The sequence below is a fragment of the Bacillus sp. 1735sda2 genome (assembly GCF_024159245.1).
In the GTDB taxonomy this organism is placed as follows: Bacteria; Bacillota; Bacilli; order Bacillales; family Bacillaceae; genus Bacillus; species Bacillus pumilus_O.
In genome coordinates this window covers 2,264,264-2,277,639 of sequence record NZ_JAMYWZ010000001.1, presented here as the reverse complement: position 1 = coordinate 2,277,639, position 13,376 = coordinate 2,264,264, and the positions used below count along the sequence as shown (strand labels likewise).

The 13,376-nt window shown below is 41.9% G+C and carries 16 protein-coding genes; 14 read left to right on the top strand and 2 right to left on the bottom strand.

Annotated elements, in window-relative coordinates; translation table 11 throughout:
* Positions 1 to 11 precede the first annotated feature (11 nt).
* The 12 genes from NKR21_RS11750 to lysA all read left to right on the top strand — a co-directional run bounded on the left by NKR21_RS11750 (position 12) and on the right by lysA (position 9,373).
* Positions 12 to 1,166: a D-alanyl-D-alanine carboxypeptidase family protein gene (locus tag NKR21_RS11750; RefSeq protein WP_201792261.1), complete on the top strand. Its 1,155-nt coding sequence runs from the start codon at positions 12 to 14 to the stop codon at positions 1,164 to 1,166.
* A gap of 161 nt (positions 1,167 to 1,327) precedes the next feature.
* The gene (gene spoIIAA, locus NKR21_RS11745) at positions 1,328 to 1,681 is read left to right on the top strand and encodes an anti-sigma F factor antagonist (protein WP_012010448.1); all 354 of its coding nucleotides are present in this window, start codon (positions 1,328 to 1,330) and stop codon (positions 1,679 to 1,681) included.
* Positions 1,678 to 2,118: an anti-sigma F factor gene (gene spoIIAB / locus NKR21_RS11740; protein ID WP_144457894.1), complete on the top strand. Its 441-nt coding sequence runs from the start codon at positions 1,678 to 1,680 to the stop codon at positions 2,116 to 2,118. The genes spoIIAA and spoIIAB overlap by 4 nt, the downstream gene beginning before the upstream one ends.
* Before the next feature lie 13 nt (positions 2,119 to 2,131).
* Positions 2,132 to 2,899, top strand: a complete 768-nt coding sequence (gene sigF, locus NKR21_RS11735) for an RNA polymerase sporulation sigma factor SigF (protein ID WP_003215778.1) — start codon at positions 2,132 to 2,134, stop codon at positions 2,897 to 2,899.
* A gap of 114 nt (positions 2,900 to 3,013) precedes the next feature.
* The gene (locus tag NKR21_RS11730; RefSeq protein ID WP_012010446.1) at positions 3,014 to 3,634 is read left to right on the top strand and encodes a stage V sporulation protein AA; all 621 of its coding nucleotides are present in this window, start codon (positions 3,014 to 3,016) and stop codon (positions 3,632 to 3,634) included.
* Complete coding sequence (locus tag NKR21_RS11725) at positions 3,624 to 4,040, top strand: stage V sporulation protein AB (protein ID WP_088000925.1); 417 nt, start codon at positions 3,624 to 3,626, stop codon at positions 4,038 to 4,040. The genes NKR21_RS11730 and NKR21_RS11725 overlap by 11 nt, the downstream gene beginning before the upstream one ends.
* A 19-nt stretch (positions 4,041 to 4,059) precedes the next feature.
* Entirely contained in the window at positions 4,060 to 4,512 is a 453-nt protein-coding gene (spoVAC, locus tag NKR21_RS11720) for a stage V sporulation protein AC (RefSeq protein WP_012010444.1), read from the top strand.
* Positions 4,513 to 4,524: 12 nt separating this feature from the next.
* Positions 4,525 to 5,541: a stage V sporulation protein AD gene (gene spoVAD / locus NKR21_RS11715; protein ID WP_012010443.1), complete on the top strand. Its 1,017-nt coding sequence runs from the start codon at positions 4,525 to 4,527 to the stop codon at positions 5,539 to 5,541.
* Complete coding sequence (gene spoVAE, locus NKR21_RS11710) at positions 5,541 to 5,891, top strand: stage V sporulation protein AE (protein WP_012010442.1); 351 nt, start codon at positions 5,541 to 5,543, stop codon at positions 5,889 to 5,891. Before spoVAD ends, spoVAE begins: the two co-directional genes overlap by 1 nt.
* 6 nt (positions 5,892 to 5,897) lie before the next feature.
* A complete protein-coding gene (spoVAEA, locus tag NKR21_RS11705) occupies positions 5,898 to 6,506 on the top strand; it encodes a stage V sporulation protein SpoVABEA (protein WP_144457892.1) in 609 nt (202 codons plus the stop codon).
* The gene (locus NKR21_RS11700; protein ID WP_003215696.1) at positions 6,460 to 7,932 is read left to right on the top strand and encodes a spore germination protein; all 1,473 of its coding nucleotides are present in this window, start codon (positions 6,460 to 6,462) and stop codon (positions 7,930 to 7,932) included. The genes spoVAEA and NKR21_RS11700 overlap by 47 nt, the downstream gene beginning before the upstream one ends.
* Before the next feature lie 115 nt (positions 7,933 to 8,047).
* A complete protein-coding gene (gene lysA, locus NKR21_RS11695; protein WP_144457919.1) occupies positions 8,048 to 9,373 on the top strand; it encodes a diaminopimelate decarboxylase in 1,326 nt (441 codons plus the stop codon).
* 39 nt (positions 9,374 to 9,412) lie between these two features.
* Here the strand turns inward: lysA and NKR21_RS11690 are convergent, their stop codons facing one another.
* The gene (locus NKR21_RS11690) at positions 9,413 to 10,297 is read right to left on the bottom strand and encodes a DUF1002 domain-containing protein (protein WP_041815682.1); all 885 of its coding nucleotides are present in this window, start codon (positions 10,295 to 10,297) and stop codon (positions 9,413 to 9,415) included.
* A 320-nt stretch (positions 10,298 to 10,617) separates the two neighbouring features.
* Between NKR21_RS11690 and NKR21_RS11685 the strand changes: the two genes are divergently transcribed.
* The gene (locus NKR21_RS11685) at positions 10,618 to 11,055 is read left to right on the top strand and encodes a peptidylprolyl isomerase (protein WP_003215505.1); all 438 of its coding nucleotides are present in this window, start codon (positions 10,618 to 10,620) and stop codon (positions 11,053 to 11,055) included.
* A gap of 44 nt (positions 11,056 to 11,099) precedes the next feature.
* Here NKR21_RS11685 and NKR21_RS11680 read toward each other — a convergent pair whose 3' ends face one another.
* Positions 11,100 to 12,278 carry an MFS transporter gene (locus NKR21_RS11680; protein ID WP_391509411.1) on the bottom strand — a complete coding sequence of 393 codons (1,179 nt, stop codon included), beginning with the start codon at positions 12,276 to 12,278 and terminating at the stop codon, positions 11,100 to 11,102.
* A gap of 321 nt (positions 12,279 to 12,599) precedes the next feature.
* On the opposite strand from NKR21_RS11680, the gene NKR21_RS11675 reads away from it, so the two are divergent.
* Entirely contained in the window at positions 12,600 to 13,181 is a 582-nt protein-coding gene (locus NKR21_RS11675) for a TetR/AcrR family transcriptional regulator (RefSeq protein ID WP_012010437.1), read from the top strand.
* Positions 13,182 to 13,376 lie beyond the last annotated feature (195 nt).

Genomic DNA, 13,376 nt, shown 5'->3' with positions numbered 1-13,376 from the left:
TGTTTACTTTAATGATCCTTATCTCAATGGTTTCACCATCAGCGATAGCAAAAGAAAAGATTGAAAAACCAGAAGAAAAACAAACATCAGAATTGGCACACGAAGCCAAATCAGCCATCTTAATAGAACGTGACACGGGAAAAGTGCTTTACAACAAAAACAGTGATGAAAAGCTGGCACCCGCAAGTATGACCAAAATCATGACGATGCTTCTCATCATGGAAGCGATTGATCAAGGAAAACTAAAAATGACTGACAAGGTAAGAACAAGTGACCATGCAGCTTCAATGGGAGGGTCACAGATCTTCCTTGAACCTGGAGAAGAAATGACCGTGAAAGAAATGCTGAAAGGCATTGCGATTGCGTCTGGAAATGATGCTTCAGTTGCCATGGCAGAGCATATTGCAGGATCTGAAGAACAGTTTGTAGAGCAAATGAACAAGAAGGCAAAAGAACTTGGCCTCACCTCTACAGTCTTTCAAAACCCAACAGGACTTCCTGAAAAAGACCATTATAGTACAGCTCATGATATGGCTAAAATGGCAAAAGAGTTGTTGAAATATGAACAAATCACCAAATTTACAGGTGTCTACGAAGACTACCTCCGTCAAAACACCGATAAAAAATTCTGGCTTGTGAATACAAACCGATTGATTAAATTTTATCCAGGTGTCGATGGGTTGAAAACAGGTTTTACAGGCGAAGCCAAATACTGTTTGACTGCATCCGCTAAAAAAGGAAACATGCGCGTCATTGCAGTTGTCTTCGGCGCAAGTACACCGAAAGATAGAAACGCCCAAGTGGTCAAAATGTTAGACTACGCATTTAGTCAATACACCACACACCCGCTTTACAAACGAGGACAAGATGTAGCGGAAATCAAGGTAAGCAAAGGGACAAAGAAAAAAATTCAGCTTGTCACCTCTGAACCAATCTCCCTTTTAACGAAAAAAGGCGAAAATGTGGATCAGATTAAAAAAGAAATCAAATTGTCTCAGGATGTTACGGCCCCATTCTCAAAAGGAACGGAACTTGGAACCATTGTCTTGAAAAAAGACGGAAAAGTGCTGCATGAAAGCCCTGTACAGGCCAAAGAAGGAATGGAAAAAGCCGGCGTTTGGACATTCTTTAAACGAGCGATGGCTGAATTTGTGAAATGGAAATAAAATAGGAAAGGCTGCTGTAATTGGCAGTCTTTTTGCTATGAGAAGAAGAAAAGAACATCTAAATGTGACGAATGGTCACTAGTTTTGTCATGGTGAAGGATTTACTTAATAAAAAAGAGAAACAATCTTTATCCGAAATTAGAGCAAGGAGGAATACAAAGATGAGCCTTGATATTGATTTTCAAGTAAAAGAGAGCGTACTTTGCATTCGATTAACAGGAGAGCTCGATCATCACTCCGCAGAAACATTGAGACAAAAGGTGACGAATTATTTGGAAACAGAGGACATTCGCCACATTGTGCTGAATTTGGCTGATTTAACGTTTATGGACAGCTCAGGTCTCGGAGTGATTTTAGGAAGATATAAAGAAATTAAGCAGCTTGGTGGAGAAATGGTCGTCTGTGCTATCTCGCCAGCAGTAAACAGGTTATTTGATATGTCTGGCTTATTTAAAATTATCCGTATGGAGCCTTCAGAGCAAACGGCATTGCAAACATTGGGGGTGGCATCATGAGGAATAAAATGAACCTGACATTCTCTGCTTTAAGTCAAAATGAATCCTTTGCGAGGGTGACAGTCGCGGCATTTATCGCTCAGCTTGATCCGACATTAGATGAATTGACTGAAATTAAAACGGTTGTGTCAGAGGCGGTGACAAACTCCATTATCCATGGCTACGATGGAAATCCAGATGGCAAGGTGCATATCGAAGTCACACTTGATGACCATGTTGTGTACCTGACCATCCGAGACGAAGGAATGGGCATTACAGATCTTGAAGAAGCAAGACAGCCGCTTTTCACGACAAAACCAGACTTAGAACGCTCTGGCATGGGCTTTACCATTATGGAGAATTTTATGGATGATGTCATGATAGATTCATCTCCAGAAATGGGCACAACCATCCGTTTAACAAAGCATCTATCAAAAAGCAAAGCGCTTTGTAATTAAAGGAGCTGCTCATATGGATGTGGAGGTAAAAAAGCAAGCAAAAAAAGCCCAGCTGTCAAATGATGAAGTCAAAGAGCTCATCAAAAAAAGCCAAGACGGTGATCAGCAAGCAAGAGACCTCCTCGTAGAAAAAAACATGCGTCTTGTTTGGTCCGTTGTTCAGCGCTTTTTAAATAGAGGATATGAACCAGATGATTTGTTTCAAATTGGCTGTATTGGATTGCTAAAATCCGTTGATAAATTTGATTTGTCATATGATGTGAAGTTTTCGACCTATGCTGTTCCAATGATTATTGGTGAAATCCAGCGATTCATTCGGGATGATGGAACAGTCAAAGTCAGCCGGTCACTAAAGGAACTCGGAAATAAAATCCGGCGGGCAAGAGATGAATTGTCTAAGTCTCATGGAAGAATGCCGACCGTCCAGGAAATAGCCGAATATCTAGATATCACACCAGAGGATGTCGTCCTCGCCCAAGAAGCGGTCCGAACGCCGTCGTCGATTCATGAAACGGTTTATGAAAATGATGGGGACCCCATTACATTACTCGATCAAATTGCTGATCATTCAGAAGAAAGATGGTTTGATAAAATCGCGCTGAAAGAAGCGATCAAGGAATTAGAAGAACGAGAAAAACTCATTGTGTACTTAAGGTATTATAAAGACCAAACACAATCTGAGGTAGCAGAGAGACTCGGCATTTCACAAGTACAAGTCTCGCGGCTCGAAAAGAAAATTTTAAAACAAATCCAAATGCAAATGGATCAAAAAGAGAGCTAGCCAATTCGGCTGGCTTTTTTTGTGTGGTAATTACCGGTAAATGAAGTTCTCTCGGTATGAGAACCATTTTTCACCACATACTATTTTTAACCCATCGTATAGGAAGTGACTTGGATGGACGAACAAATCTTTCTTCGGCTGCGCCATCGCATTAAAACCGGTAATGATCAGCTCATTTATTTAGAAGATATCGCCCAAATCACTGGTGATGAGTTTGCTGTACAAAAGCTTAGCAAGATGCCGATATATCATGTCAGTAAAAAGGATCGTCACATTGCTGTTCTTGATATCATGCATGTGGTCAAAACGATCAAAAAAACATGGCCAGCCATCGACATTCAAACCGTCGGTGGCACTGAAGCCATTGTTGAAATTGATACAGGCAAACGCCAGCTTTCTCCTGTTTTATTTGTGTTAGTGTGGCTTTTATTATTTGTCGGAGCGGCGCTTGCCATTATGAATTTCCACGAGGATGTCAGTATGCGGCTCGTTCATATCCGTCTATATGAAATGATCACAGGAAAAACGGTTGAGCATCCTTATTTACTGCAAATTCCATATAGCTTCGGACTAGGATTTGGCATGATTTTATTTTTCAATCATGTATTTAAAAAGCGTTTAAATGAAGAACCAAGTCCGCTCGAAGTGGAGATGTTTAAATATCAGCTCGATCTCGATCATTATGTCGCCCTTAAAGAAAATAAAGAGACAATGAAAGATATCCATGATCGGTAAGTGGCTTTTTGTCGCGTTAGTTGGACTTGGCGGCGGTTTAACGGTAGGAGCAGGGTTTGTGGCATTTCTTGCGGTGCTAGGTATCATCCCTCGTTTAATGCAACTAACGAAAACGCAACGCTTCATACAAGGATACGAGGCAGCTGTCATTACCGGCGCGGTCGTTGGTGGCTGGGCAACCTTAAGCGAGGTGCATTTGCATCTATCCAAATGGCTTGTGCTCCCGATCGGTCTTTTAGCTGGCATTTTCGTCGGAATGCTTGCAGCTGCGCTGACTGAAGTATTAAATGTACTTCCTATATTAACGAAAAGAATTGGAATGGACGGGAAAATTGTTTTGCTTCTCATGGCCATTGTCTTAGGCAAAGTATTTGGTTCACTATTCCATTGGCTGATTTATATCTAAAAATTTGGAGGGAATAACCGTGTCGAGTTTAAAAGAGAACTATCCATCTAAGGTGAAAACGTATCAGCCTAAACCTCCTTATGTCCTCAACTGCATCAAGGCTTTTCTTGTTGGTGGATTGATCTGTGCCATAGGCGAGGGACTGCAAAATTTCTATATTCACTTTTTTGATTTTAATGAAAAAACAGCAGGGAACCCAACAGTGGCGACCCTCATTTTAATTTCTTCTATATTAACTGGTATCGGTATTTACGATCGAATCGGTCAGTTTGCTGGAGCGGGATCGGCTGTTCCGGTGACAGGATTTGCTAACAGTATGACAAGCGCTGCCCTTGAGCATAAAAGTGAAGGGCTTGTTTTAGGGGTCGCCACCAATATGTTTAAACTCGCTGGGAACGTCATTGTATTTGGTGTCGTCTCGGCATATGTCGTAGGGATCATTCGATACATCTTTGAAAAGATGTTTTCGTAGGAGGAATGAAACGTGAAACTAACAGGTAAACAATCTTGGGTGTTTGAGCACAAGCTTTACGTCAATGCAGAGGGAACAGCTGCAGGACCGAAAGAAAAAGAAGGACCGATTGGTCATTTAATTGATAAAACGTACGATGAAATGCATTGTGATCAAAAGAACTGGGAAATGGCTGAAAGAAAACTCATGGAAGACGCGATATCCAGTGCTTTATCAAAAGCAAATTTGCAAAAAAGCGATATTGATCTATTACTTGCAGGAGATTTACTCAATCAAAACGTCACAGCAAACTATGTGGCAAGAGAACTGAAAATCCCGTTTCTCTGTTTGTTTGGGGCATGCTCAACTTCAATGGAATCGGTCGCCATTGCGTCAGCACTCATTGATGGCGGTTTTGCCAATAGAGCCATCGCAGCGACAAGCAGTCATAATGCAACGGCAGAACGCCAATTTCGTAATCCAACAGAATACGGCGGACAAAAACCAGATACAGCCACAAGTACTGTCACTGGAAGCGGGGCCGTTATTATTAGCCAGGCGCCCTCTCCAATTCAAATTACAAGCGCGACAGTAGGCAGGGTGATGGATCTTGGGATTACAGATCCATTTGACATGGGATCGGCCATGGCACCGGCAGCGGCGGATACCATCAAACAGCATTTAGAAGACCTTGGAAGAACGGTGGACGATTACGATCTGATTTTAACAGGAGATTTATCTGGTATTGGTTCGCCAATTTTAAAGGATCTTCTGAAGGAAGAAGGCATTCAACTTGGGAGAAAGCATGATGATTGCGGGTTAATCATCTATACACCTGATCAAAATGTATTCGCTGGTGGGAGTGGCTGTGCTTGTTCAGCTGTTGTGACATTTAGTCACATTTTTCAAGAAATGAAAGCAGGGAATCTGCAAAGAGTACTCGTTGTGGCAACCGGAGCGCTACTAAGCCCTATGATGGTCCAGCAAAAAGAGACCATTCCAACCATTGCGCACGGTGTCGTATTTGAGCGTGCAGGAGGAGAGAGCTAATGGATTATCTTATCGCTTTTGTTGCAGGCGGACTTATTTGCGTCATTGGTCAGCTTTTACTAGACGTACTCAAACTGACGCCTGCACATGTCATGACTACCTTTGTTGTGGCGGGTACCATTTTAGACGGATTCGGTATTTATGATAAATTTATTGAATTTGCGGGTGCGGGGGCAACCGTACCAATCGTCAGCTTTGGCCATAGCTTGCTTCATGGAGCGATGCATCAGGCAGATGTACACGGGTTCATCGGAATCGGGATCGGTATTTTTGAATTAACTTCTGCTGGGATTTCAGCTGCGATTTTATTCTCATTTCTTATCGCTCTTATCTTTAAACCGAAAGGATAACCTAATATGGGGCAAAGACGGAAAGTCATTTTAGTGACAGACGGAGATATATATGCTGCCAAAACCATTGAGCTTGCGGCTAAAAATGTCGGTGGGCGATGTATTTCCAGCTCAAAAGGAAATCCAAGCAAACGAACAGGACCTGAACTTGTGCAAATGATTTTAAAAACGCCGAATGATCCAGTGTTTGTCATGTTTGATGATTCTGGCCTGACAGGTGAAGGAACAGGGGAGATAGCGATGAAGCATGTGGCGCATCACCCTGAAATTGAAGTCATCGGGGCGATCGCCGTTGCCTCCAAAACGCATCAAGCTGAATGGACAAAGGTTCATGTTGCCATTGACCGTGAGGGTGAACTGACAGAATACGGCGTCGACAAGCATGGCCTTCCCGAAATGGAGCCCCATAAAATGAGCGGAGATACCGTGTATTGTCTTGACTCGCTCGATCTTCCGCTTGTTGTTGGAATTGGGGATATTGGCAAAATGGGACGGAAAGATGATCTGAGCAAAGGATCTCCGATCACAATGAAAGCAGTTGAATTAATTTTAGAAAGGAGTGGTTTCCATGAAGAAAGACAAAGTAAACGTGTACCGAGATCCGAAGAAAAATGAAGATTACTTTAAAGAAAATGTCGGAATGGGGCTCAGCTTTGACCTTGGCGTGCGGAAAATTTATATACACGATCAGGAAATCCAACTTTACTATGTAAATGGACTGTGCGATACGCAGTATGTCATCTACTTATTAAAAGAACTAGTTGAAATCAATGATAATGAACCTGAATCAGATGACATGGCACGTGTGATTGAGAACCGTCTAGTCAATCAACAGGTCTCAAAGGTTGAAACACTCGATGAAGCCGTAGACCAAGTGCTGTCGGGCCTTGTAGCAGTTGTAGTTGAAGGCGAAAACTACGCATTTATCATTGATGTCAGAAGCTATCCTGGCAGAATGCCAGAGGAACCGGATACAGAAAAAGTTGTCCGGGGCGCAAGAGACGGATTTGTTGAAAATATTATTGTCAATACAGCGCTCATACGAAGACGTGTGCGAGATGAAAAACTGAGATACAAAATGCTTAAAGTGGGCGAACGTTCAAAAGCGGATGTATGTGTTTGCTACATTGAAGATATTGCCGACCCAGATCTTGTCGATATCATAGAGAAAGAAGTGTCAGGAATCAAAGTCGACGGGCTGACGATGTCTGATAAAACGATTGAAGAATTCATTATAAAACAAGGATACAATCCATTTCCCCTTGTACGATACACCGAGCGTCCAGATGTTGCCGCTAACCATATACTAGAAGGGCATGTCATCATTATTACGGATACATCTCCTAGCGTCATCATTACGCCAACCACCATTTTTCACCACGTTCAACATGCAGAAGAATACCGCCAGGCACCTGCAGTTGGGACGTTCCTAAGATGGGTTCGCTTTTTAGGTATTTTATGTTCAACGTTTCTTTTACCGATTTGGTTCCTGTTTATCCTTGAACCAAGTCTTCTGCCAGATCATTTAAGCTATATTGGTTTTAACAAACCGTCTCATATCCCTGTGATTTTACAAGTATTTCTAGCTGATTTTGGGGTGGAATTTTTAAGGATGGCTGCAATTCATACGCCAACCGCATTGTCGACCGCCATGGGACTGATCGCGGCTGTTTTAATTGGACAAATTGCCATTGATGTCGGTTTATTTACACCAGAAGTCATCTTATACGTCTCACTAGCAGCTATCGGTACATTTACAACCCCAAGCTATGAACTGAGTGTCGCCAATAAAATTGTACGACTCATCATACTAGCGCTTGTGGCGATCTTTAAGCTGAATGGACTCATCATTGGTTTTACGTTGTTACTCATCTACTTAACATCCATTCGTTCATTGCAGACGCCTTATATGTGGCCATTTCTTCCTTTTAACGGGAAGGCTTTGTGGCAAGTGTTAATTCGGACCTCTGTTCCTGGCTCAAAAGTAAGGCCAAGCATTGTCCACCCTCAAAACAGATCAAAAATTCCGCCAAATTCTTAACGCTCATTGAAAGTGGCTGAAGATTGTGATATTGTATTTTTAACTTTGAGACACGGCAAAAGGCAGCTCACGCAGCTGCCTTTTTTCAGCCGAAGCGGAGAAAGAGGGAATGACATTGTATTTACACGGCACTTGCAGACAAAATGAACTCGGTCATTTAGAAATTGGTGGTGTTGATGCTGTTTCTTTAGCTGAAACGTATGGGACACCACTTTATGTATATGATGTGGCTTTAATACGGGAGCGCGCAAAAAGCTTTCAAAAAGCATTTATAGAAGAAGAACTAACGGCGCAAGTAGCATATGCGAGTAAAGCATTTTCCTCCATCGCGATGTTTCAGCTTGCCAAAGAAGAAAGATTATCTCTTGATGTCGTATCAGGCGGGGAGCTTCACACAGCCATTTGCGCCGGGTTTCCGGTAGAAAAAATTCATTTCCATGGCAACAATAAAAGCAGAGATGAATTAAAAATGGCGTTAGAAAACGAGATCGGCTGTATCGTCGTAGATAATTTTTACGAAATGAAGCTTCTTGAAGAGCTTGGTCAAGAGCTGTCAAAACAGGTAAAAGTACTACTACGTATCACACCAGGTGTCGAAGCGCATACGCATGATTATATTACAACAGGCCAAGAAGATTCTAAATTCGGTTTTGACCTTCACAATGGACAAGCAGATGAAGCGGTGAAACGAGTGCTTGAATCAGAAGTGATTGAGCTATTAGGCGTACATTGCCATATCGGTTCACAAATATTTGATACAGCTGGTTTTGTCCTTGCAGCAGACAAAATCTTTTTGAAGCTGAATGAATGGAGAGAATCATTCGGTTTTATCTCGACCGTATTAAACTTAGGCGGCGGCTTTGGTATCCGTTATACAGAAGAGGATGAACCACTTCCTGCGACAGAATACGTCGAGAAAATTATCCAAGCTGTGAAAGAGAACGTGGCCCGCTATGAGTTTGATATGCCGGAGATTTGGATTGAGCCAGGCCGCTCTCTTGTTGGAGATGCAGGGACAACGCTTTATACGATCGGCTCATCAAAACACGTACCTGGTATTCGCGATTATGTTGCGGTAGATGGGGGAATGAGTGACAACATTCGTCCAGCTTTATATCAAGCGAAATATGAAGCGGCAAGTGCCAATAAAATGAGTCAATCGCACGATCAAACAGTTTCCATTGCAGGGAAATGCTGTGAAAGTGGTGATATGCTTATTTGGGATATCGATTTGCCAGAGTTATCACAAGGTGATTTATTAGCTGTCTTTTGTACCGGAGCTTACGGCTACAGTATGTCTAACAACTATAACCGCATCCCGCGCCCGGCTGTCGTATTTGTAGAAGACGGGGAAGCGCAGCTTGTCGTTGAACGCGAATCATATGCGGATATGGTCAAACTTGATTTGCCGTATCAATCAAAAGTAAAATCATCTACGTAAAAAAAGCTGCCTAGTATACAGGCAGCTTTTTATGTTGACTTATTTTCCTCCAGTAAATACAGAGACGATCGCGTTCCAAATGGAGACAAAGAAATCCCAAATCTTTTGAAGGAGGTTTTTCCCTTCATCTGATTCTATGAATTTCGTAATCTTGTCTTTTGCTTTATCGATTTGAGATCCTACTTGGTTCCAATCGATATTGATGTTCTTCATTTTATCGAACAGAGAAATAAGCTGATCCTTTTGTTCTTGCGTTAGATTTAAGTTTAAATCAGAAGCAGCTTGATCCACTTTTTCTTCCACTTCTTTTGTTGTTTTAGGGACACCGTTTTTCGCAATGTCATCCTTGATTTTTGCGATAAGGGCAGACGCATTGTCTTTCCCGATGGAGTCACCCAATTTAGACGTTGTCACCAGCTCTTCGTTTGCTACCTGCTTCACATCTTCTGGGATAGCTTTGTCGCTAGACACTTCATAGGCTTTTAATAAACCCGTCAGTGCGGCTGTACCAGAAACCTCAAACGGTGCAGTCACAACAACTTTGGCATCCTTGACACCGGCTGTCATTAAAGCATTTAAATACATCTCATCTGTAATGGTCTTGATGTTATGTGTATCCACAGTCAGACCAGTACCTGATTTTTCTATGGTGATAGATGATGATGATAACGCTCTCGTCCCGATAGAAGAACGAGGGATATACTTTCCTAAATATTCATGCTCTTCTTTATTGGTTACTTCAATTTTTGTCGCATTTTCAGGTGGATTCAACTCGTCAAGCACCTTCTGGCGATCAGCCGGAGTTAAGTCTTGCCCAAGTGTGACGATGACATCGCCGACAGCTGCATCCGCTAAGCTGACTTTTGGCGCACCAATAAGGAAAAGGAGCGCTGCCATCATACCAAGCATTGATTTTTTAAACATGTTGACCTCCTTCAAGTCGAAAGGGTTCCTCTTTCAAGAGAAACGCATCTTTTGAGTACACGTAAAGTGATGTACTCCATCATATAGACGTAACAAATCGATTCGACGTTTCAATTTTCTTTTTAAGATGTTTTCCTTTTCCATAAAATAATGACATGTTGCTTATTCTGTCACCAATTTAATAGGAAAAAAGAATTAAGCTCTTCCATTGTATCAATCCTAAGAAAAGAGGTAAATCACAATCAAAGAGCAGGGGATGTTTAACATGACCGAAAATGTGCTATAATGAGCGTTGTTTAACCTGAAAGGAGAATGTGAAAATGGCGAAAAAAGGATACATACAACTAACGAATGGTAAGAAACTTGAGTTTGAACTATACCCAGAGGCTGCTCCAGGTACAGTAGCAAACTTTGAAAAATTAGCGAATGAAGGCTTCTACGATGGATTGAAATTTCACCGCGTAATCCCTGGTTTCGTAAGCCAAGGCGGCGATCCAAACGGTAATGGAACTGGTGGTCCTGGTTACACAATTAAATGTGAAACAGAAGGAAATCCACATCAACACGAAAGAGGTTCATTATCAATGGCGCATGCTGGTAAAGACACGGGCGGTAGCCAATTCTTTATCGTACATGACCCGCAGCCACACTTAAACGGTGTTCACACTGTTTTTGGCAAAGTAACATCTGGAATCGAGGCTGTTCTAGATATGGAACAAGGCCAAGGAATGGAAAAAGTCGAAGTTTTCGATGCTTAATGCTCAATGCAAAACACCGCTTAAAACGCGGTGTTTTTTTATTATCAATCTGATTTGACGGTTATTTGTTTCGTGAAGCGATAGGTGATGAACCAATATAAAAAGGCAATGGCGCTAACAGAGGCGCCAAATAAACATACTCCGCTCCAGCCATTGTTTGCATATATGCTAGTGGAAGCAATGGAACCAGTCGCACTGCCGATGGAGTAAAAAATCATATAAGCAGCAGTCAGCCGGCTTCTCGCCTCAGGCAGCACTGTGAAAATCATACTTTGGTTGGTCACATGAACAGCTTGCACAGATAGATCAAGAGTGATAATACCGATGATTAATAAAATAAGTGAATATTCAGTGAAAAAAATAAAAAACCATGAAACGAATAATAGGACAAGGGCGATACAAGTTGTTAATTGACCTAAGCCACGATCAGCAAGCCTTCCAGCCCGGGCAGCGCCTAATGCTCCTGCAACGCCGGCAAGACCAAAGGCACCAATCGCCGTATGTGAAAGATTGTATGGCGAGCTGCTGAGAGGTAGCACGAGCGAAGTCCACAACGTACCAAACACGATAAAGATCAGAAAACCCAGTATACCTCGGATACGAAGAATTCGTTCTTGTCTGAACAATGTAAACATTGAAGCGAGCAGCCTTATATAGGATATTGACGCTCTCTCGCTGTCAGTGCGCGGGAGATAACGGTATAACACGGCTGTTATGATGAGCATCATAACGGCAGACACGAGATAGACTGACCTCCAGCCGGCGAGATCTGTTAATATTCCAGCGAACGTTCGTGCGAGGAGAATACCAATCACAATGCCACTTTGAACCAAACCCACGATACGGCCTCGTTCTTCAGGAGCAGCCCATGTCGCGGCGAACGCTACGAGTACCTGAGTGACCACAGCAAGCATACCGACGGCAGCTAGCCCTATGAACAGGACGGTGGCAGTAGGGGCGATGCCGACTAGAATCAGAGATAATATGGAAACAAGCATTTGAGCCATGATGAGCCGCCTTTGGTTGAACAAATCACCAAGTGGTACAATCAGTAGCAGTCCCAGTGCATAACAAAGCTGAGTGATCGTAATGACCATGCCTATAGATGAATAGGTGATACCAAACTCGGATGCGAGAGAGTCTAATAATGGTTGTGCAAAGTATATGTTTGCAACTGCCATTCCGCAGGCTGACGCAAACAGCAGAGCCATATAGCGAGTCATCGCTTGTTTCGGTTTGTTTTGTAAATGAGCCGTTTCCAGCTCAAGATGTTCAATGGAAGTGTTTTTTCTTTCGCCATGCATTTCATCGTCCCCTTTTGTACTGAAAGGTATAATATGCTGGTCAGTATATTATGATTCTTGTTTAGAATAACCATCAAAACATTTTAAAGTCAATACTTTTATCTTGAAAGAGGAAGGCAATTTGACAATAGTAATTCGATAAAATAAAATGATAATGTACCGATTGGTAATTAAAATAAAGATTAATATATAGATGGCTGACTTTGTGAAAAATTTTATTGTTGAAATGAGGAATTACTGATGGTTCGACAACGGGAATTTGACAAGGAAAAAGCGTTGGATGAGGCAATGATGCTTTTTTGGGAAAAGGGGTATAGGGCTACTACATTAAGCGATTTGACTGAAAAAATGGGAATACAGCGACCAAGTTTATACTCAGCGTTTGGAGATAAAGAGGAATTATTTGAGGCCGCATTAAGAAAATATACAAAGCACCATGCTGCCCATATTCGAACAAAACTTCAAAACAATCTTTCTGTCAAAGAAGCATTTCATGCATTATTTGCAGATTTAGTAGAAGAGGAATACAGAGAGGGTCCGAGTAAAGGATGTTTTTGCATCAATACAATAGTGGAACTTGCGCCACACGAAGAGAAATTTGAAATTCTTACAAGAGAGCATCAGATGTATCTTTCCGTCATATTTGAAGAAAGAATTGTTCAAGGTATTCATTTAGGTGAGCTCAAAAGCAGCCTGAATGCGAAAGCTTTAGCACAAACACTGGTCGTTTCTTTCATTGGACTGACCGTCCTCATGAAATCTCGTCCAGAGCGTTCATTTGTAGATCATTCTGTAGCGACGATACTTTCCATATTAAAATAAAAAGGCCAACATACTATGGTATCCTCCTTCAATAAGAGCGATAGCGTATTTTGAACTCAATGTCAAAATACGCTTTTTCTTTTAGGACAGTGATGCACAAAACCCGATATTGTGATATGATAAGAGAACAAACATTCGCATTTGTGGGTGTCACCACATTGCCAGTACAAATCAAAAAAGCGTGATCATGCTGAA